Source organism: Streptomyces sp. NPDC045022 (assembly GCF_056432605.1).
This window is the reverse complement of the sequence record NZ_JBWKIR010000019.1, coordinates 95,587-115,587: the sequence shown is the minus strand read 5'-3', so window position 1 is coordinate 115,587 and position 20,001 is coordinate 95,587. Positions and strand designations below refer to the sequence as shown.

The following is a 20,001-nucleotide window of genomic DNA, read 5'->3' as shown; positions in this document are numbered from 1 at the left end:
GCATCCGGCGGGCGGCCGTACGGAGTACGCGGCCGCCGCGGTCAGTCCGCGACGAACGTGTGGGCCGCCTTGTCGTGCCAGCACTGGCGCCAGGGCCGGTCGAACAGGCCCCACAGCACACCCACGATCCCGATGCCGAGCAGCCCGGGCACGCTGTAGACCAGCCAGCGGCGCAGGGCGGCTCCGAAGGCCGGGGGCTCGTGCGCCTCGATGTCCCGCACCTCGATCCCGCACAGCTTCTTGCCGAGGGTGCGGCCCCACTTGGCGGTGGGCAGCACGTCGTAGAGCACACCGAAGAGGAGCAGCACGGCGAGGACGATGCCGAGGCTGGTGCCGGTCGTGCCGTCGAGCAGCCAGACGGTGACGGTACGGCCGGACAGCCGGGCCTCGTCGATCTTCTGCTGGATGTGGTCGGCGGCCCGCATGCCGAGGGGGACGGCCGCGGCGGCCGTCACGGAGCCCATGACCAGGCTGTCGATCAGCCGGGCGGCGAGCCGCTTGCCGAGTCCGGCGGGCCGGGCCGCGGCCTGGCGGCGCGCGGCCGCCTGGAACACGTCCTCCACCGGCGGCTTCCACGGTGCCACGGGCTGCTCGTCGCCGCCGCCGGCCAGCTGGTGCACCTGCTGCGCCCAGGAGGCCTGCCCGCCACCGGAACCGGCGGTCAGCGGTGTGCCGGCGCCGGCCTGCTGGGGCCCGCCCTGCTGCGGGACCGAGGGCGCCGCGGCGGCGGGGGCGGCCGGCGACTGCTGGGCACCGCCGGGCCCCGGGAAGCCATGGGGGGCCTGTGCGTGCTGAGCCGGCCGCGGTGCCTGTGCGAGGTGTGCCACCTGTACCGACTGCGGTGCCGATGCGGGCTGAGCCGCCTGCGGTGCCTGTGCCGCGGCGTTGGCCGCCGCAGCCTTTCCGGCGCCGAAGCCGGGGCCGGCGGCCGGGGCCGAAGGGGCGCCTGCGGAAGAGCCGGCGGAAACGGAAGCGGGCGACGACGGTGTGGGAGCGCCGACCGGCCCCTGCGTACCGAAGCCGGACATACCGACCGCACCGGAACCGCCGGCCGCGCCGGACCCGCCGGCCGCCGCTTCCGAGCCGGGGGCCTGCCCGCCGGCACCCGCGCCCTGCGCGCCCTGGCCGGAGCCGGGGGGCCCGAAGCCGCCGCCGGGCCCGGAGCCGGACGTCTGACCGCCGAAGCCCGCTGCCGCGGCCCCCGTGCCCGGGCCGGTGGCCCCGGCGCCCTGGGCGGGCGTGCCCTGCCGGCCGCCCGGGCGGCCCTGCCCCTGTACCGGGCGGAACGTCATCGTGCCGTCGTCCTGGACGGCCGCGGGCCCCGGGACCGGGCGGCGGAAGATGAAGGTGCCACTGGGGTCGGGGGCGTCGTCCTCCGCCGGCGGGACCGGGGCTGCGCCGTCGGTGCGGGCGGCGTGGCCGGCCGGCTGGGCCGGGGCCTCCGCCGGGATCCTCGGATCGGCACGCCAGGCGGTGCCGCCGGGGCCGGAAGGCCCCGCGTGCCCGTCGCCGTGGGCGGCCTGGCCCGCCCGGGCGGGCCCGGCGGCACCCCACGCGGCGCCGCCGGGGCCGGAGGGTCCCGCACCGGGCCGGCCCGCGGCAGCCGAGGGCGGCTGCGGGTCCTCGTCGAAGAAGTGGGGGCCCGTCTCCTCCACGGCCGTGGCCGCCGGGCGGACGCCGGGGGGCGGAGTGAGCGGCTCGCCGTCCTTCGGCGCCGGCCGGCTGGTGCCGGGCACCCAGGAGGCGCCGTTCCAGTACCGGACGTAGCCGGGGATGGACGGGTCCGGGTAGTAGCCCTCGCGGGGCCTGTCGTCACCTGGGGCCGGGGTTGGGGCGCTCATGTCCGTCGTCCCGTATCTGCTCGGGGGTGGGATGGGAGCCTCCACATCTATCAGACGCGGGCATCCCCCACCGCCAGTCCCGCCGGACCCACCCCTTTCCGGGCAACGCCGCACCCGGCTCTCCCAGGTCCGGGAAAAAGCCTCCCCGGACCCGCGTAATGGCCCGGCCCCCGCCGCCTCTCCCCTGCCGCGGGCCCCCGCCTGGCGGCTCCGGCAGCACCGGACGAGGAGAGGAAACGCAGGTCATGCAGCTCACCGTGGTGGAGCGCCACATCACCTTTCCACATCAACTCCGAGCACCCCGTCGACTGGACCGTCGACCGGGTCAGAACAGCTTGCCGGGGTTGAGGATGCCCAGCGGGTCGAAGACCTGTTTCACGGCTCGCTGCATCTCCACCCCGACCGGGCCGATCTCACGGGCCAGCCACTCCTTCTTCAGGACCCCGACCCCGTGTTCGCCGGTGATGGTGCCGCCCAGCTCCAGGCCGAGGGCCATGATCTCGTCGAAGGACTCCCGGGCCCGCCGGGACTCGTCGGGGTCCTGTGCGTCGAAGCAGACGGTGGGGTGCGTGTTGCCGTCCCCGGCGTGGGCGCACACGCCGATGGTCAGGTCGTACTTCCCGGCGATCCGCTCGATCCCGTCGAGCATCGCGCCGAGCCGGGACCGGGGCACGCACACGTCGTCGATCATCGTCGTGCCCTTGGCGGCCTCCAGCGCCGTCAGCGAGAGCCGCCTGGCCTGCAGCAGCATCTCGGACTCGGCGGCGTTCTCGGCGGGGACGACCTGGGTGGCGCCGGCCGCCTCGCACAGGGCGCCGACGGCGGCGAGGTCGGCGGCCGGGTCCGGGGTGTCGAAGGCGGCGAGCAGCAGCGCCTCGGTGGTCTCCGGCAGCCCCATGTGGGCGAGGTCGTTGACGGCCTTGACGGTCGTGCGGTCCATCAGTTCGAGGAGGGACGGGACGTGACCGCCCTCCATGATCCGGCACACGGCGTCGCAGGCGGCGGTGGCGGAGCCGAACTCGGCGGCCAGCACCAGCTGCCGGGGCGGCTTGGGCTTGAGGGCCAGGACCGCCCGGACGACGATGCCGAGCGAGCCCTCGGAGCCGACGAACAGGCGGGTGAGGTCGTAGCCCGCCACGCCCTTCGCCGTACGGCGGCCGGTGGACATCAGGCGGCCGTCGGCGAGGACGACGTCGAGGCCGAGAACGTACTCGGCGGTCACGCCGTACTTGACGCAGCACAGACCGCCCGAGGCGGTACCGATGTTGCCGCCGATCGTGCACATCTCCCAGCTGGAGGGGTCCGGCGGGTAGTACAGGCCGTGTTCCTCGACCGCGCGCGAGAGAACCGCGTTGACCACGCCGGGTTCGACCACGGCGATCCGGTCGACGGGGCTGATCTCCAGGATGCGGTCCATCTTGGTGAGGGACAGCACGACGCAGCCCTCGGTGGCGTTGGCACCGCCGGACAGGCCGGTGCGCGCGCCCTGCGGGACGACCGGCACCCGCAGCTCGGTGGCGGTGCGCATGACGTGCTGCACCTCTTCCACCGTGCGCGGCAGCACGACCACGGCCGGGGCGCCGGCGGGGCAGAAACTCGCCATGTCGTTGGCGTACGAGGCGGTGACGTCGGGGTCGGTCAGGACGGCCTCGGGCGGCAGTCCGGCCAGGAGCCGGCCGGTGAGGCTGCCGGTCGCCGCGATGTCTTCGTCACGGGGCGCTTCGATGCGGCTCATGATCACAGGGTGGCACTCACGGCCATCGGTGTGAACCCCGCACGCGCCGTCCTGGGGCCATCCGGGCGCGCTCGTCATATTGACGCACAGTGAGCGCCATGGACAACCGACTGAGCGTGCCGGGTACGTCCCTGATCGCCGAGCCGCCGAGGCCGCGCCGCCGCCTCAGGTGGCTGCGCCGGCTGCTGGTCACCGCGCTGGCGGGCGGTGTCGTCGCGGGCGGGGTGCTGATGCTGCTGCCGCAGGAGCGGCAGCACAGGGTGGCCGGGCCGCCCGCCCCCGGACCCCGGTCCCAGGCGCTGACGGCGGTGACCTTCGGAGTGCCGGCCGCGCTGCCCCGGCTGACGGCGCTCATCGGGCAGCAGGAGCAGCGGGTACGGGCGCAGCCGCAGGACGCCCGGGCGTGGGCGGTGCTGGGGTCCGCGTACGTCGAGCGGGGGCGCAGGACTGCCGATCCGGCGAGCTACCCGAAGGCGGAACAGGCGCTGCGGACCTCGCTGCGGGTGCGCGGCACGCGCAACACCGAGGCTCTGGACGGCCTGGCGGCGCTGGCGCTCGCGCGGCGCGACTTCCCGGCGGCGAAACGGTACGCCGAGCAGGCGCTGAAGCCGGCGCCCAAACGGTGGACGGCGTATCCGCCGCTGATCGACGCCTACAACGGGCTCGGCGACTACAAGGCGGCCGGGGAGACCCTGGACAAGCTGCTGGGGCTGCGCACCGGCGCGGCCGAGCGTCCCGCCGTGATGGCGCGGGCCTCGGCCGTGTACCGGGACCGGGGCTGGCGGGAGGACGCGGTGGCCCAGCTGACCGACGCGGCGGCCGCCGCCCGCACGCCCGCCGAGCAGGCCGCCTATCTGACCGGGCTCGGGCAGCTGGCCTGGGAGCGCGGCGACCTCGACGACGCGCTGCACCACTTCGAGGCGGCCGCCCGCCTCGAACCCGGCCAGCGGGCGGCACTGGCCGGGCGGGGGCGGACACTGGCCGCGCTGGGCCGCTCGGCGGAGGCGGTGGCCGCGTACCGGGCGGCACTCGCCCGGCAGCCGAGCGCGCAGGACATCCTGGAGTTGGGCGAGTTGTACGAGTCGCTGGGGCAGAGCGGGTCCGCCGCCGCGCAGTACGACCGGTTGAAGACGCGGGTGCGGCAGGCGGTGGCGGGCGGCGTCGACGAGGAGCTGCTCATCGGGCAGTTCGAGGCGGACCACGGGGACGCGTGGGACGCCGTGGAACGGCTGGAGGCCGAGTGGCAGCGCCAGCCGGGGACCGAGGTGGCCGACGCGCTCGGCTGGGCGCTGCACCGGGCGGGTGACGACAAGGAGGCGCTGACCTACGCCTCCATCGCCACGGACAAGGCGAAGGGGGGCGGGGTGCGCAGTGCGCTCTACGCGTTCCACCGGGGCATGATCGAGGCGGAGCTGGAGCTGCAGGCGCCCGCACGGCGGCATCTGCAGGAGGCGCTGCGGATCAATCCGTACTTCTCGCCGCTCCGGGTCCCCGAAGCGCGTCAGGCCCTGGCCGCCCTGGGCGACGTACCGGACGAACCGCTCCCCGCCGAGGCCCCTTAGCGGGGCCCGGCGGGGGACACGTCGGCTACAGGTTGCCCCGCTTGGCCTGCTCGCGTTCGATCGCCTCGAACAGCGCCTTGAAGTTGCCCTTGCCGAAGCCCATGGAACCGTGCCGTTCGATGAGTTCGAAGAAGACGGTCGGCCGGTCCTGGACGGGCTTGGTGAAGATCTGCAGCAGGTAGCCGTCCTCGTCGCGGTCCGCGAGGATCTTCAGCTCGCGCAGGGTCTCCACGGGGACGCGGGTGTCGCCCACCCACTCGCCGAGGGTGTCGTAGTACGAGTCGGGGGTGTCGAGGAACTCGACGCCGGCCGCGCGCATGGTGCGGACGGTCCGCACGATGTCGTTGGTGTTCAGCGCGATGTGCTGGACGCCCGCGCCGCCGTAGAACTCCAGGTACTCGTCGATCTGGGACTTCTTCTTGGCGATCGCCGGCTCGTTGATCGGGAACTTCACCTTCAGGGTGCCGTCCGCGACGACCTTCGACATCAGCGCGCTGTACTCGGTGGCGATGTCGTCGCCCACGAACTCCTTCATGTTCGTGAAGCCCATGACCTTGTTGTAGAACGTGACCCACTCGTTCATGCGGCCGAGTTCGACGTTGCCGACGCAGTGGTCGACGGCCTGGAAGGTGCGGTGGGCTGGCGGTTCGACCATCGGCTTCGCCGCCACGTAACCGGGCAGGTAGGGGCCGTCGTAACCGCTGCGGTCGACCAGGGTGTGGCGGGTCTCGCCGTAGGTGGCGATCGCGGCGAGGACGACGGTGCCGTGCTCGTCCTTCACCTCGTACGGCTCGGCGACCGAGCGGGCGCCGTGCTCGATGGCGTACGCGTACGCGGCACGGGCGTCCGGGACCTCGATGGCCAGGTCGACGACGCCGTCGCCGTGCTCGGCCACGTGCTGGGCGAGGAAGTGGCCCCAGGTGCCGGCCGGCTTGATCACCGAGGTGAACACGAAACGGGCGGAGCCGTTCTCCAGCACGTAGCTGGCGGTCTCGCGGCTGCCGTTCTCCGGTCCGCAGTACGCGACCAGCTTCATGCCGAAGGCGGTGGAGTAGTAGTGCGCCGCCTGCTTGGCGTTGCCCACGGCGAAGACGACCGCGTCCATTCCCTTGACCGGGAAGGGATCGGCCTGCCGTGCGGTGTCGGGAGTGTGGTGTGTGGTCTGCGTCATAGCGGAAGGGTGACCCCGCTCTGCAAGGTGCGCAATAGTTGGCGTATCCGCTGGGCAATCTGTTCAGCGGTATGGCCGCGTCGGCTGACTTTCTGTACAGGATGACCACCTTGGGAGGGCCCGGATGGCGATCGACCGGCTGGATGGGCGGATCATCGTGCTGCTGGCCCGGGAGCCGCGCATCGGCGTGCTGGAGATGTCCCGGCGGCTGGGGGTGGCGCGCGGGACCGTCCAGGCGCGCCTGGACCGGCTTCAGTCGAACGGGGTCATCCGCGGATTCGGCCCGCAGGTGGATCCGGCCGCCCTCGGCTACCCGGTCACGGCGTTCGCCACGCTCCAGATCCGGCAGGGCCAAGGGGCCGATGTCCGGGCCTACTTGACGACCGTGCCCGAAGTGCTGGAGCTGCTGACCACGACCGGCAGTGGGGACATGCTGTGCCGCCTGGTGGCCCGTTCGAACGCCGATCTCCAGCGGGTGATCGACCGGGTTGTCGGATTTGACGGCATCGTCCGCGCCTCCACGGCGATCGTCATGGAGAACCCCGTTCCGCTGCGGATCATCCCGCTGGTGGAACAGGCGGCCGACGACGAGTGAGCCGAAGGGATAGAGGCCCTAGCAGCTCGGGACCGGGCCCTTGCCCTTCTCCAGCGCGACCAGGGAGTCGACCGCGCTCTTGAGCGTGGTGACCGGGACCAGTCGCAGCCCCTTCGGCAGCTCCGACCTGGCATCGGCGCACTCCGCCTTCGGCACCAGGAAGACACTGGCCCCGTCCCGCCGGGCGGCCTGCGTCTTCAGCGCCACCCCGCCGACCGCGCCGACCTTGCCGTCGGCGTCGATGGTGCCCGTACCGGCGACGGTGCGGCCCCCCGTGAGGTCGCCGCCGCTGCCGTCGCCGTTCAGCTTGTCGATGACCCCCAGGGTGAACAGCAGCCCCGCACTGGGCCCGCCCACGTCGGCGAGCTTCAGCGTGACCTTGACCTTGTCGGCGCTCAGGTTCAGGTACTTCAGCGCCGCCTGGGTCGCCGCGTCCTGGGACTGCCGCATCTGCGCCGCGTTGTGCTTCTCGATCTCCTTGACGCTGTCACCGCTCGGGTAGACCGAGTCGCGCGGCATGACGGCCCGGTCGGTGCGGAACCAGTTGCCGAGCACGTCACCGAGGGACACCCGGGTGTCCGGCCCGGTCGCCTCGATCGTGGTCATCCGCAGCTGCCCGCTGGTCCTCCGGGTCGCCGCGCCGGAGACGGTGATCACCGGGGTGCCCTTGTTGTCCCCGAGCACGTTCGCCGTCATCCCGGGCTGCGCCACCGAGAACGGCAGCGGCGCGAAGGCCGCCGTGGCGATGAGGGCCCCGACGGGCAGGGCGCAGACCACTACGGCCTGGGGACGTGTGAGACGTGAGAGCACGGGGTCAATCTAACCCGCCACCTTCCGGACCCTCACCCCACGAGCGGCGCGCTCCACGCCACCCACGCCGGGCAAGGCTCGCCCGGGGCGCCCCTCACGGTCCCCGGCCCCGAGCGGAGCACGTAGCGCTCGTGGTTGCCGCCGACGGAAACCCCCCGGCGGGGGCCCACCCCCGCACGACGAGCAACAGCTCACCGACGCGCCCGCCGCCGTCCCCGACCCGGAGCGAAACACACGCCCGCGTATGAACGCCGCCGACGGAAACACCCCGGCGGGTTCCACCCCCGCACGACAACACCGGCTGACCGGCGCGCCCCTCGCCGTCCTCGCACGAAGCAGGCACCCGCTCGCAGCCACCGCCACCGGAAACGCCCCCGCCCCGCCGACCCGCGTCAGCGCAACGCTTCCGCGACCTCTCGCGCCGCCTCCATCACCCGCGGGCCCACCCGCTCCGGCACGGCGTCCGCCAGCATCACCACACCCACGCTGCCCTCCACCCCGGTCACACCGATCAACGGCGCCGCGGCCCCACTGGCCCCAGCCTCCAGCTCCCCATGCGTGAGGGTGTACCCGGGATCGACGGTCGGTGACTGCCGCGCGGAGAGGATCGCCCGGCCGGCCGCCCCCCGGTCCAGGGGATGCCGGAATCCGGCCCGGTACGCCACGTGATAGTCCGTCCACGTCGGCTCGACCACCGCGACGGCCAGCGCCTCGGTCCCGTCCACCAGCGTCAGATGCGCCGTCGCCCCTATGTCCTCGGCCAGCGACCGCAGCGCGGGCAGCGCGGCCTCCCGTACCAGCGGATGCACCTGGCGGCCGAGCCGCAGCACCCCGAGTCCGACCCGGGCACGGCCGCCCAGATCACGCCGTACGAGCGCATGCTGCTCGAGCGTGGCGAGCAACCGGTACACCACGGTACGGTTCACACCCAGTTTGGTGGACAACTCCGTGACGGTCAGCCCGTGGTCCGTGTCGGCCAGCAGCTTGAGGACGCGCAGTCCCCGGTCGAGCGTCTGAGAGGTCTCCGCGGTCACGACGCCCACTCCTTTGGTGGTGAGGCCGGCGACCCCTGAGCGGCGAATGCGTCACCGAGTCCCGTCGGCGACGCGCTTCAGAGGCCGCCGATCGGCAGGACGGCCCGGCGGCTGCGGGCCGAGTCGCTTTCACGGCTGCGCTCCGCGGCGGCGCTGCCACGGGGCGTGTGCGTAGCGGGACAGTAGCGAAGCCGGTTCGCTGAGCGGAAGTCTTCGTCCACAATCCGGGCAAGGCCGGATCCGGCCTGACTGCATTCGTCCGGATACGCGCCTCCCGCATCTCCGAACTTTCCCCGCCGCCGGGGCCGGCCCGGGGGCCGGGGCGGAGCCTCGTGACGGTGCGCTGTCAGCTGACCGAGACGGGTGGGCGGGCGGTCGGTCGTCGGTCGGGAAAAGAACCCCCGAACCAGCGGAGCGTCATCGCATCCGCGTAGCCCACTCCTGCACCTTGGCGATTCGCTGCCGCAGCTGCCCCGCCGTGGCCTCCGCACTCGGCGGCCCCCCGCACACCCGCCGCAGCTCGGTGTGGATGACGCCGTGCGGCTTGCCACTCTGGTGCACATACGCGCTGACCATGGTGTTGAGCTGCTTGCGCAGCTCCATCATCTCCTTGTGCGAGACGACGGGCCGCCGTTCGGCCGGCAGCTCCAGCAGGTCGGCCTCACTGTCCGGCTTCTTCCGGCTGTGCGCGATCTGCCGAGCCTGCCGCTTCTGCAGCAGCAACTGCACCTGCTCCGGCTCCAGCAGCCCCGGAATCCCCAGGTAGTCCTGCTCCTCCTCGCTCCCCGGGTGGGCCTGCATGCCGAACTCGGCCCCGTCGTACAGCACCCGGTCGAAGACGGCGTCGGACTCCAGCGCCTCGAAGGGCAGCATGTCCTGTTCGCCGGTGTCCTCGTCCTGCTGCTGGTTCGCCTCCTCCATCTCCTTCTCGGATTCGGCGTACGGGTCCTCCTCGCCCTCCTTCTTCGGCTTGTCCAGGGCGTGGTCCCGCTCCTTCTCCATCTCATTGGCGAAGGTCAGCAGGTCGGGCACGGTCGGCAGGAACACGGACGCGGTCTCCCCGCGCCGCCGGGACCGTACGAAACGTCCGACGGCCTGAGCGAAGAACAGCGGAGTCGAGATGGTCGTCGCGTAGACCCCCACCGCGAGCCGCGGCACGTCGACACCCTCGGACACCATCCGCACGGCGACCATCCACCGATCGTCGCTGTCGCTGAACTCGTCGATCCGCTTCGAGGCACCGGCGTCGTCGGACAGCACCAGGGTCGCCCTGGTGCCCGTGATCTCACGGATCAGCTTGGCGTAGGCGCGCGCGGACTCCTGGTCGGAGGCGATGACGAGGGCGCCCGCGTCCGGGATGGCCTTCCTGACCTCGGTCAGCCGCTGGTCGGCGGCGCGCAGCACGCTCGGCATCCAGTCGCCGCGCGGGTCGAGCGCGGTGCGCCAGGCCTGGCTGATCGCGTCCTTGGTCATCGGCTCGCCGAGCCGGGCGGCGACCTCGTCGCCGGCCTTCGTACGCCAGCGCATGTTGCCGCTGTAGGAGAGGAAGATGACGGGCCGCACGACGCCGTCCGACAAGGCGGACCCGTACCCGTACGTGTAGTCGGCCGCGGACCGCCGGATCCCGTCCGTCCCCTCCTCGTACGTCACGAAGGGGATGGGGTTGGTGTCGGACCGGAACGGCGTACCGGTCAGCGCGAGCCGTCGCGTGGCGGGCTCGAACGCCTCCAGGCACGCCTCACCCCAGGACTTGGAGTCACCGGCGTGGTGGATCTCGTCCAGGATCACGAGGGTCTTGCGCTGCTCCACCCGGTTCCGGTGCAGCATCGGGCGTACACCCACACCGGCGTACGTGACCGCGACCCCGTCGTAGTCCTTGCCGAGCGGCCCCGCGCTGTATTCGGGGTCGAGCTTGATCCCTATCCGCGCGGCCGCCTCCGCCCACTGCTTCTTCAGGTGCTCGGTCGGCGCGACCACGGTCACCTGCTGCACGACATGGTGGTGCAGCAGCCAGGAGGCGAGCGTCAGCGCGAAGGTCGTCTTGCCGGCGCCGGGCGTGGCGACGGCGAGGAAGTCACGCGGCTGCTCCTGGATGTACCTCTCCATCGCCCCCTGCTGCCAGGCGCGCAGCTTGCTGGCGGTACCCCAGGGGGCGCGGCCCGGGAAGGCGGGCGAGAGATGGTGGGAGTGAGCGGAGGAAGCAGACATGGGAGTCGGCCCGGAGGGCCCTCCGTTGAGGGTGGCGGCGGGTGACGGGCGAGCGGTAGTCACGGTCTCCGTGGATCAGGGTCGGGCGGCTACGTATGACAACCGGGCCACCCTACCGGCGCCGCCCTCCCGTCAACGCCCGGACGAGGCCGGGCCACCCGCGGGTGGGACCCACGTCACAATCACCGCGGTCCCCGCCCCTGACGACCCTCGCTACGCCTCCGGCTCCCGCAGCCGCCGCGTCACCCACGCGCCGACCAGGGCCACCCCGGCCATCGGCAGGAAGACGGCCGCGAAGGCGGCGGGATGGGTGCCGTCGGCTGTCGTGACCGTGGTGTCCGTCATGCTGCCGCCGCCCAGGGCCGCGAAGGCCGCCCCGGTCGCCGCCAGCAGGACGACGTTGGAGAGGGCGTCGGAGATCTGGAGCGCGGCGGAGTTGGTGCCGGCCTCCCCCGGGGCGGACAGCCGGAGCAGGAGCACGCTGGTGGAGGAGATCACCAGGCCCATGCCGAAGCAGCCGAAGCCCCAGGCGACGGCGACGATCCAGACGGGCACGGAGTGCAGCAGCACGCTCGGCGCGGTCACGATCGCGGCGGCGACCAGCACCATTCCGACGGTCATCAGCCGCTCCCGGTACGGCGTCACGCGCGGCCGGGACTGCACCCAGGAGCCCAGCGCCCAGGTGGCGCCGCCCGCCGCCAGCGAGAACCCGGCGAGCGTCGGCGACAGACCGCGCTGGGTGACCAGCATCAGCGGTACGAAGGACTCGGCGGAGATGAAGGAACCGGCGGACAGCCCGCGCAGCAGCACGACGGAGGGCAGTCCACGGGCCGCGCGGTAGGTGCCGCGCGGGAGGAGCCCGAGGACGGCGGGCACCAGCAGGGCGGCACCGGCCAGACCGGGGAGCAGGGCGAGGGGCCGCAGGTCCTGGGCGGCGTACTGGAGGAGTCCGGCGCCGAGGGAGATGCCGAGGGCGAGCCGGATGCGCCGGCGGTCGAAGGACGCGGTGCCCGTCTCCGCGTCGACCGGCCCGGACGCCCGCCGCCGTATCTGCGGCAGGGCGAGCGCGAGCGGGAACACGACGAGGGCCGGGATGCCGAGGAAGACCCAGCGCCAGCCGACGTGCTCGGTGACGGCGCCGGCGGCGAGGGGGCCGACGATGGAGGGCACGACCCAGCCGGCCGCGAAGGCCGCCATGATCGCGGGCCGCAGCCGTTCCGGGTAGGCGCGGCCGACGACGACGTACAGGGCGACGATGACCAGCCCGCCGCCGAGGCCCTGCACGGCCCGCCCGAGGATGAACACCCACATCGTCTGCGCGGTGCCGGCGACAACCAGCCCCGCGGCGAAGGCGCCGATCCCCGTGGTCAGCGCACCGAGGGGGCCGCGCCGGTCGGACCACTGCCCGGCGAGGACCATCCCGAAGAGGCTGGTGGTGAAATACCCGGAGAAGGCGAAGGCGTACAACGCCACGCCGTCCAGTTCCCGGGCGGCGACCGGCATGGCGGTCCCGACGGCGGTCGCCTCGAAGGCGATCAGCAGCACGACGGACACGATCCCGACGCTGAGCGCCCGGTACGGACGGCTCAGCACACCGCCGGCCTGTTCGGCGGCTTGGTCCACGACAGCGGCGTCACGGGATTCGAGGGCACTCATGGTCGCCAGCGTAAGGTCCGCAACCGACGTTGACCCCTGTCCGGAGCCCCACCGTCCCTCCGACCTTGGTCGTACACCCCTTTTCGTGAACGCCGTATGGCAGTCGCGTTGCAGCCCCGAAGGCGCTCTTGAACCCCCCTGGCACCCGCCCCTACGGTCGTTCCACGGCCACAACGACTCCCCCGGGCGGCGACTGTGGACGCGAAGTGGTACACGGCCGTGTGCCCGAGTGGTTCAGGGACTCGCCTGCAAAGCGAGTTACGCGGGTTCGATTCCCGCCACGGCCTCCAGTGATCTCATCCCGCTCCGAGGTGGTCCTTGACCTGGCGAGGTCACGGTGGCGGAGGTGCTGAGCGTCCCGGCTAGAGCACCCCGCCCGCCTCGTCCTGGAAGAGTTCCGTCCAGTAGTGCCAGGTCGTGTCGGGCAGGGTGGCCGTGGGGTCGAGGGTGGTCAGGGTGTGGAGCATGGCCGCGGCCAGCTGGTCGTAGGCGGCCGTCGTGAGTTCGTGGCCCAGGTGCTCGTCGATGGTGCGCTCGTGGTGCAGCAGCCAGAGCGTGAAGGCGAGGGTGGAGACGTCGGTGTTGAGGGGGTAGAGCGTCGCCTCGGGTTCGCTGAAGGTCAGGACCGCGCCCGTTCTGCCGTCGATCACCAGGCTGCTGTCCTCGACCAGAGCGCCGAGGCGGATCAGGTGGTCGCAGTGGGCCGGGAGGCCGGACAGAGGGTAGTCGGCGGAGCGTTCCTCGGTGACGTACTCGCGCAGCGTCGGCAGGGGCACGTCCGTGTCGGCGTGGAAGAGGACCGCCTCTTCCGGCAACCCCGTCTCGCGCAGGAAGCGGCGGGTCGGCTCGTGGGTGAGCGTGGCCGGGAAGTCGACCTCCTCGAAGCGGGTCACCCGGCCGTGCCCGAACTCCTGGTCCAGGACGCGGGCGGGGACGTCCAGGGTGAGGCCGGACGCCGTGCCGGGGCCCGCGACGAGGGCGAGCGGGCGGATCAGCGCGGCCGCCTTCCAGTACGGCGGGAGCTGGCCGTCCGTGCCCTCCTCGAAGAGTGCGAGGAGGCGGCGGGAGGCCTCGGCCACCGTCGTGGGGCCGTACTGGCCGGCCAGGGACGCGAAACGGCCGCGCAGGCCCGCCAGTTCCTCGGTGACCGCGGCGAACCGCAGGAGCGTGTCCAGGGAGGGCGCGAAGGGGCGCGGGTCGGACGGCTCGAACAGGTAGGCCGTGGTGATCTCGCCCGTGGCGCCGTCGAGCAGGATCGACTCGCGGTCCATGCCCGCCGGGTTGAGGAGTTCGCCTATCACCAGGCGGCCGCGCAGTTCCTCCGCCATGTGGAAGGGGCCGCCCGCGGTGTCGGCGAGCGTGCGCAACCCGTGCGTGCGCAGCGGCGAGAAGGTCAGCACGTCGGTGCGGGCGGGCAGTCCCGGGCCCGTGAGCAGGCCGCGTGTCGGGGCGTGCGTGACGTAGCGGTCCAGCTCCGCCTCGGTCAACGTGATCGCCGTGATCCCGGCGTCGGTCGTGCTCATCGCTCCCCCGCGAACCTTCCCCCGTGCGTGCCCTGGGTGAGGACGCCGTCGTGCGCCGCCCTCGGGTGGGTCCCCCCACTGCTCAGCACACTACGCCGCCCCACTGACAACGGCCCTCACCAGGAAGGACGTCAGGCGACACGGGCCCGTTCCGCGCCCGCGAGGATCGCCTGCATCGGCTCCGTGCCTCAGGTGAAGTAGACGCCGCCCAGCACGACGGCCAGGGCCGCCACCAGGAACAGCAGGATCCAGAGGAACAACTTGCCGACACCGGGCGGGGGTTCGTAGCGCGGGTGGCCGGGCGGTGTGCTCACTGGGCCGTCACCACCGCCGCCTGCGGGCGGATCGGGAGACGGTTGACCGGGCGGCCGGTGGCCGCGCGGACGGCGGAGGCGATCGCCGCGGGTGCCGTGACCACCGGGACCGCGCTGACCGACTTGGCACCGAAGGGCGCCACCACGTCCCGTTCCTCCACCAGTCTGACGATCCGGATGTCCGGCGCGTCGAGGGCGGTCGGGAGGGCGTATCCGGTCAGGTCGGGGTGGCGGATCAGGCCGCGCGGGGCGCGCAGGTTCTCCGTGAGGGCGATGCCGACGCCTTGCGTCACACCCGCCTCGATCCGGGCCGTCAGCTGTGCCGGGTTGAGGATCCGTCCCACGTCCTGGGCGACCGCCAACTCCACCACCCGGACCGCGCCCAGTTCGATGTCGACGTCCACCACCGCGCGGATCGCGCAGAAGGCGAGACCGACGAAGGCGTCGCCCTGGCCCGCGGCGTCCAGGGGCTCGGTGGGGTGCGGGCGGCACTGGGCGGTGGCCCACAGCTCCTTGCCGTCCAGCGCCTCGGTGACGGTCGTCGACAGCACACCGTCGTAGGAGGTGATCTTGCCGTCGGTGATCTGAAGGAGTTCGGTGGACATGCCGAACTTGTGGGCCAGTGGCTGCAGGAGTTGCGCGCGGACCATCTTCGCCGCGCGCTCCACCGCGCCGCCCGACACCCAGGTGTGGCGGCCGCGGCAGCCCCCGCCCGCCGGGGGCTGGTCGGTGTCGACCGGGGCCACGTGGACTTCGTCGACGCCGAGGGTCTCCTGAACGATCTGCCGGGCGAGGGTGGTGAAACCCTGGCCGGTCTCCACGGCCGCGCACAGCACGGTCGCGACGCCGTCGTGGACCTTGACGGTCGCCGTGGACACCTCGTCGGCGCCCTCCGCGCCGAGCATGTGCACCATGCCCAGGCCGTAGCCGACCCCCCGGCGCACCGCGCCCGGTTCACCGGCGCCCTCGGGGCCGCCGGGCAGCAGCCACTCCTCCTCGGGCGTGTCCTTGGGCAGCGTGGGAAGCGGGAAGTCCCGTACGGCCTGGAGGAGTTCGGCGACCGGCGCCGGGCAGGTCACGGTCTGGCCGATCGGCAGGACGTCACCGGTCGCGAGGACGTTGCGCAGGCGCAGTTCGGCGGGGTCCAGGCCGAGCTTCTTCGCCAGCTTGTCCATCTGGGCCTCGTAGGCGGCGCACACCTGCATGGCGCCCTCGCCGCGCACGTGGCCGGAGGGCGGGTTGTTGGTGCGGACGGCCCAGCCCTCGATGAAGGCGTTCGGGACGACGTAGGGGCCACACGCGAAGGAGACGGCGGCGGCCAGGGCCTCTCCGGAGGTGTCGGCGTACGCGCCAGCGTCGAGCAGGATCTGCGCCTCGACCTTGACCAGTCTGCCCTCGGCGTCGGCGTGGTGCCGGTACCTGAGCAGCGTGGGGTGGCGGTGGGCGTGACCGAGGAAGGACTCCTCGCGGGTGGCCGTGAGCTTCACCGGGCACCCGGTCCTGAGCGCGAGCAGGCCGAGCGGCAGCTGGAAGCCCTGGTCCTCGCGGTCGGCGGTGGCGCCGGGCACCCCGGTGACCACGATCTTCACCTGATCGGGGGACAGACCGTAGCAGGCGGCGGCCGTGTTGCGGTCGGTGTGCGGGTCGGTGGAGGCCAGGTACAGCTCCACGCCGCCGTCGGGGCGGGGCACGGCGAGACCGGCCTCGGCGCCGATGGGGGCCGGGTCCTGGCGGCCGATGCGGTACAGGCCCTCGACGACGATCTCGCCGGCCGCGTCCGGGTCGCCGTGGCGCAGCGGGATGTGCCGGATCAGGTTGCCGTCGGGGTGCAACGCCTCGGCCTCGAAGGCCTGCTCGGGATCGGTGACCGGGTCCAGTACCTCGTACTCGACGATGACGGCCGCGGCGGCCATCCGCGCGGTGTCCGGATGGTCGGCGGCGACGGCCGCGATGGGCTCGCCGTGGTGGCGCACGACCTCGGAGGCGAACACCGGGCGGTCGGGGACGCCCCGGCCGTGGCGGGGGGTGCCGGGGACGTCCTCGTGGGTGACGACGGCCCGTACGCCGGGCATCTCGCGCGCGTGGGTGGTGTCGATGGAGACGATGCGCGCGTGCGCGTGCGGGGAGCGCAGCACGGCCGCCCACAGCAGGCCCTCGGCCCACAGGTCGGCCGCGTACGGGAAGGTTCCCTCGGTCTTGGCGCGGGCGTCGGCGTGCGGCAGGGAGGCGCCGAGGCCGTGCGGCAACGGCTCGGCCTCGGGGGCGGGTTCCGCGGCGGTGGTCGCGGTGCCGGCTTCGTTGCTCACGCCTGGCCTCCGTCCTGGCCGTAGTGCTGGTCGTGCGGTCCCGGGATGCCGTACGGGTCCGGCGCGTCGCCGTAGGCCTCCGGGGCGTCACCGTAGGCATCCGGGGCGTCGCCGTACGGGTCCTGCGGCTCACCGTAGGGGCCCCGCGGGTTCCCGGGGCCCCCGGGGGCGGCGGTCCGGGGGACGGCGAACGCGCCCGGTGCCTCGAACGCCGACGGGTTGACGCCGCCGGAGCCGGGGCCCGCCTGGTGCGGGATACGGGCCTCGTCCGCGTCCGTCCCGGGGCCGGCGTGCGCGGCCTCGCGTTCGGCGACGACCTCCTTGACGGCCTCCAGGACGCCCCGGTAGCCGGAGCAGCGGCACAGGTTGCCGCACAGGGCCTGCCGGGTCTCCAGCTCGGTCGGCGCCGGGTTGCCCTCCAGCAGGTCGTGCAGGGTCATCGCCATGCCGGGCACGCAGAAACCGCACTGCACGGCACCGCACCGGGCGAGCGCGCGCTGTACGTCGGACGGCTGTCCGTCGGCGGCCAGGCCCTCGACCGTGCGTACCTCGCTGCCGGCCGCGGTGACCGCCGGGACCAGGCAGGAGGCCACCAGACGCCCGTCGACCTGCACGTTGCAGGCTCCGCACTCGCCTTGCGAGCAGCCGTCCTTGGCGCCCGCGAGGCCGAGCCGTTCGCGCAGGACGTACAGCAGGGACTCGCCGACCCAGGCGTCGGTGACGGGACGGTCGGCGCCGTTGACCCGCAGGACGTAGGAGGCGAGGGGGTGGTCGTCGTGCGGTGGAAGCGGCGCGGCGGCCGGGTCCTCGGCGGCGCCCTCGGTGGCATCTTCCGGTGCGTCGCCCGCCGCGGTCGGCACGGCAGCGTCGGCGGCGTGTTCCGGTACGGCGGCCTCGGGGGCGTGCGCCGGAGCGGCCGGGTCGGCGGTGGTCACCGGAGCGGTGCCGGGTGCCGGGGTGCCGGATGCGGGCGTGGCCTCCGGGCCGGGCGGTGTTCCCATGGCGGCCGTGTCCGCCGTTGTGGCGGCCCGTCGCGTGTCCGCCGGATCCGTCGGCTCCTCGTGGCCCGACGGGCCGTCAGCGGGGCGCTCAGGGGCCTCGGCGGGGCCGTCGGCGTCCGCCTCGGGGGACGTGCCGGAGTCGATCCGCTGGGGCGCGGGCGCGCTGTGCCCGGCGGGCGCCGCCTGCGCGGCTGCCGCGTCGGGTGCGTCGCCCGCGTCGGCCTCGATGTGACCGGTGGCCGAGTAGCCGGGGTCCTGCCCACGGGTGTCCGTGTGACCGGTGCCCTGGTCGCCGGGGTCAGGATGGCCGGGTTCCGTGCGTCCCGTGCCCTGGTGGCCGGGGTCCCCGGTGTCCCCAGGGCCCATCCCGGTGCCGCCGATCCCCGGATGCCCGGCGTCCACGTGACCGCGCTCGACGTCACCGTGCTCGACGTCACCGTGTTCGAAAGGAACGCGCTCGACATGACCGTGCCGCGCGTGGCCGTTCTCCGTGTGACCGGCCGGGCCGTGTCCGTACGGCTCTTGCGGGACGTACCCGTCCGGCGTGGGCGTCGGCGCGGGGTCCGCCGGGTGGGCGCCGGTGTGGCCGGGCAGGGGCGCGTCCGGCCGGGCCGGGGTCTGCGGGTCGGCGGGCTGTCCCCAGGAGGTGCCCGAGCCGTCCGTCGCCCAGGGCGCGGGCGCGCCGCCGGGCAGGGTGGCCGGCGGGGTGCCACCCCACTGCTCGACCAGCGAGGACGTGGTGAACTCGCCCGATTCGTCCGGAAGGTCACCGCCGGCGACGGGGATCGACCACTGCCCGGTGACGTCGTACCCGGGGGCGGCCGGGGCCGCGGGCTCCTCGAAGGTCCAGTGCTGGGTGGCGCCCGACTGATAGGTGAACCGGTCGTCGGCGCCCGTGGCCTGCGCGGGGCCCGTGGCGTTCGGGTCGGGCCACTGGGCGCCGGCGGCGGGCGTCGTCCAGGTGCCGGTGGCGGTGGGGTCGCCGGTCCCGGGGGCGGCCGTTATCCGCGGCGGCACATAGCCGTGACCGGGTGCGGCGAGCGGGCTGTCGCCGGACAGCAGGGCGTCGATGCCGCCCTCGGGGAGCTTGACGAAGGCGGTGGCGCCGTCGTCGTAGTCACCCTCGGGCAGCGGGTTCCAGCGCCCGCCACCCTGGGGCGTGCCCTCTCCGTGCTGGTCGTCGGTCACGACAGCGCCCTCCCCAGTGCTCGTCGGGCCAGCGCGGCGACGGTGCGCCGCAGGTGCAGTACGGCGGGCGGAAGCGGGGCCACCGAGCCGTCGGGCTCGGGTGCCGGATCGGGGATGCAGGCCGCGGCGACGTACTCGCCGAAGGCGTTCAGGGCCTCCGGGACGAGCGCGCGCTCGTTGTCCCAGTCGATGAGCCGCGCGACCCACTCCTCGGCCTCCAGCGGCCGCAGCGGCATCGGCGCTATGGCGCCGACGGCGCAGCGCACCCCGCGCCGGGCGGGGTCGAGCACGAGGGCCACGGAGGCCAGCGCGCGGCCCGGGCCGGTGCGTCCGGTCGCCTTCAGGAAGACCTGTGGGGCGTGCAGCAGCGGCACGCGCACGTAGCCGATGAGTTCACCGCCGTGCAGCATCTCCACACCGGCCAGGAGGTGCGACACCGGGATCTCCCGGCGGGCTCCGCCCGGGCCCGCGATGATCAGTGTCGCCTCCAGGGCGGCCAGCACCGGCAGCGCGTCCCCGGTGGGGGCCGCCGAGGCGATGTTGCCGCCCAGGGTGCCGGCGTTGCGGATGTGCGGCGGGCCCGCCGCGCGCGAGGCGGCGGCGAGCGCCGGGATGAGGGCCGCGAAGTCGGGGCGGCCCATGCGCGCGTGGGTGAGGCCCGCGCCGAGCAGCGCGTGGCCGTCCTGGTACTGCCAGCCACGGATCTCGCTGATCCGTCCCAGGCCCACCAGTGCGGCGGGCCTGAGCTGGCCGGAGTTGACGGCGGCCATCAGGTCGGTGCCGCCCGCGACCGGGACCGCGGCCGGCATGGCGGTGAGGGCCGCCACGGCCTCGTCCAGCGTCGTGGGCAGCGTGACGGCCTGCGCCGCCTGCGGTGCGTGCGTGGTCAAACCGGCTGCCCCTTCCCGCTGCCCCACCTGGTCCCACCTGTGTGGCCGTACGGTACGTGCTCACAGGGCGGACGTGGCAACTCTGGCACATTCTCGTGAGGCCCGAACGCGGGGGTCCGCTAGGAGGCATTCGCCCACCTCACCAGGGGGATGGTCCGTTTTCGCAC

At 73.6% G+C, this 20,001-nt stretch carries 14 protein-coding genes and 1 tRNA gene; 3 read left to right on the top strand and 12 right to left on the bottom strand.

Annotation, left to right across the window (positions count from 1 at the left end; genetic code table 11):
- Nucleotides 1-41 precede the first annotated feature (41 nt).
- The gene (locus tag AC07C1_RS28780) at nucleotides 42-1,841 is read right to left on the bottom strand and encodes an RDD family protein (protein ID WP_478943630.1); all 1,800 of its coding nucleotides are present in this window, start codon (nucleotides 1,839-1,841) and stop codon (nucleotides 42-44) included.
- Between the two features lie 325 nt (nucleotides 1,842-2,166).
- The gene (locus AC07C1_RS28775) at nucleotides 2,167-3,582 is read right to left on the bottom strand and encodes an FAD-binding oxidoreductase (RefSeq protein ID WP_478943629.1); all 1,416 of its coding nucleotides are present in this window, start codon (nucleotides 3,580-3,582) and stop codon (nucleotides 2,167-2,169) included.
- Nucleotides 3,583-3,674: 92 nt separating this feature from the next.
- Here AC07C1_RS28775 and AC07C1_RS28770 point away from each other — a divergent pair, with 92 nt between their 5' ends.
- Nucleotides 3,675-5,138: a tetratricopeptide repeat protein gene (locus AC07C1_RS28770; RefSeq protein WP_478943628.1), complete on the top strand. Its 1,464-nt coding sequence runs from the start codon at nucleotides 3,675-3,677 to the stop codon at nucleotides 5,136-5,138.
- Nucleotides 5,139-5,163: 25 nt separating this feature from the next.
- On the opposite strand, the gene hppD is transcribed toward AC07C1_RS28770, so the two are convergent.
- Entirely contained in the window at nucleotides 5,164-6,309 is a 1,146-nt protein-coding gene (hppD, locus tag AC07C1_RS28765) for a 4-hydroxyphenylpyruvate dioxygenase (RefSeq protein WP_478943627.1), read from the bottom strand.
- Between the two features lie 124 nt (nucleotides 6,310-6,433).
- On the opposite strand from hppD, the gene AC07C1_RS28760 reads away from it, so the two are divergent.
- Entirely contained in the window at nucleotides 6,434-6,904 is a 471-nt protein-coding gene (locus tag AC07C1_RS28760; protein WP_478943626.1) for an Lrp/AsnC family transcriptional regulator, read from the top strand.
- Between the two features lie 18 nt (nucleotides 6,905-6,922).
- On the opposite strand, the gene AC07C1_RS28755 is transcribed toward AC07C1_RS28760, so the two are convergent.
- From AC07C1_RS28755 to AC07C1_RS28740, 4 genes are all read right to left on the bottom strand, one after another.
- Entirely contained in the window at nucleotides 6,923-7,714 is a 792-nt protein-coding gene (locus AC07C1_RS28755) for a S16 family serine protease (RefSeq protein WP_478943625.1), read from the bottom strand.
- 392 nt (nucleotides 7,715-8,106) lie between these two features.
- Nucleotides 8,107-8,748, bottom strand: a complete 642-nt coding sequence (locus AC07C1_RS28750) for an IclR family transcriptional regulator (RefSeq protein WP_478943624.1) — start codon at nucleotides 8,746-8,748, stop codon at nucleotides 8,107-8,109.
- 417 nt (nucleotides 8,749-9,165) lie between these two features.
- Entirely contained in the window at nucleotides 9,166-10,956 is a 1,791-nt protein-coding gene (locus tag AC07C1_RS28745) for a DEAD/DEAH box helicase (protein WP_478943622.1), read from the bottom strand.
- A gap of 213 nt (nucleotides 10,957-11,169) precedes the next feature.
- Nucleotides 11,170-12,612, bottom strand: coding sequence for an MFS transporter (locus AC07C1_RS28740; RefSeq protein ID WP_478943620.1), 1,443 nt, complete (start codon nucleotides 12,610-12,612; stop codon nucleotides 11,170-11,172).
- 215 nt (nucleotides 12,613-12,827) lie between these two features.
- Here AC07C1_RS28740 and AC07C1_RS28735 point away from each other — a divergent pair.
- Nucleotides 12,828-12,902, top strand: a tRNA-Cys gene (locus AC07C1_RS28735).
- 72 nt (nucleotides 12,903-12,974) lie between these two features.
- On the opposite strand, the gene AC07C1_RS28730 is transcribed toward AC07C1_RS28735, so the two are convergent.
- From AC07C1_RS28730 to AC07C1_RS28710, 5 genes are all read right to left on the bottom strand, one after another.
- Nucleotides 12,975-14,135 (bottom strand): SUKH-4 family immunity protein, encoded by a 1,161-nt coding sequence (locus tag AC07C1_RS28730; protein WP_478943618.1) that lies wholly within the window; start codon nucleotides 14,133-14,135, stop codon nucleotides 12,975-12,977.
- 188 nt (nucleotides 14,136-14,323) lie between these two features.
- Nucleotides 14,324-14,449, bottom strand: a complete 126-nt coding sequence (locus AC07C1_RS28725) for a hypothetical protein (RefSeq protein ID WP_478943616.1) — start codon at nucleotides 14,447-14,449, stop codon at nucleotides 14,324-14,326.
- Nucleotides 14,446-16,755 carry a xanthine dehydrogenase family protein molybdopterin-binding subunit gene (locus AC07C1_RS28720; RefSeq protein WP_478943614.1) on the bottom strand — a complete coding sequence of 770 codons (2,310 nt, stop codon included), beginning with the start codon at nucleotides 16,753-16,755 and terminating at the stop codon, nucleotides 14,446-14,448. Before AC07C1_RS28720 ends, AC07C1_RS28725 begins: the two co-directional genes overlap by 4 nt.
- Complete coding sequence (locus AC07C1_RS28715; protein ID WP_478943613.1) at nucleotides 16,752-18,944, bottom strand: (2Fe-2S)-binding protein; 2,193 nt, start codon at nucleotides 18,942-18,944, stop codon at nucleotides 16,752-16,754. Before AC07C1_RS28715 ends, AC07C1_RS28720 begins: the two co-directional genes overlap by 4 nt.
- Nucleotides 18,941-19,834, bottom strand: coding sequence for an FAD binding domain-containing protein (locus AC07C1_RS28710; RefSeq protein WP_478943611.1), 894 nt, complete (start codon nucleotides 19,832-19,834; stop codon nucleotides 18,941-18,943). Before AC07C1_RS28710 ends, AC07C1_RS28715 begins: the two co-directional genes overlap by 4 nt.
- Nucleotides 19,835-20,001: the final 167 nt, after the last annotated feature.

Bases quoted from the DNA above. Each gene is read 5' to 3' on its own strand.
- hppD (WP_478943627.1), bottom strand. From the start codon at position 6,309: ATGACGCAGACCACACACCACACTCCCGACACCGCACGGCAGGCCGAT.
- AC07C1_RS28780 (WP_478943630.1), bottom strand. From the start codon at position 1,841: ATGAGCGCCCCAACCCCGGCCCCAGGTGACGACAGGCCCCGCGAGGGC.
- AC07C1_RS28770 (WP_478943628.1), top strand. From the start codon at position 3,675: ATGGACAACCGACTGAGCGTGCCGGGTACGTCCCTGATCGCCGAGCCG.
- AC07C1_RS28730 (WP_478943618.1), bottom strand. From the start codon at position 14,135: ATGAGCACGACCGACGCCGGGATCACGGCGATCACGTTGACCGAGGCG.
- AC07C1_RS28740 (WP_478943620.1), bottom strand. From the start codon at position 12,612: ATGAGTGCCCTCGAATCCCGTGACGCCGCTGTCGTGGACCAAGCCGCC.
- AC07C1_RS28760 (WP_478943626.1), top strand. From the start codon at position 6,434: ATGGCGATCGACCGGCTGGATGGGCGGATCATCGTGCTGCTGGCCCGG.
- AC07C1_RS28745 (WP_478943622.1), bottom strand. From the start codon at position 10,956: ATGTCTGCTTCCTCCGCTCACTCCCACCATCTCTCGCCCGCCTTCCCG.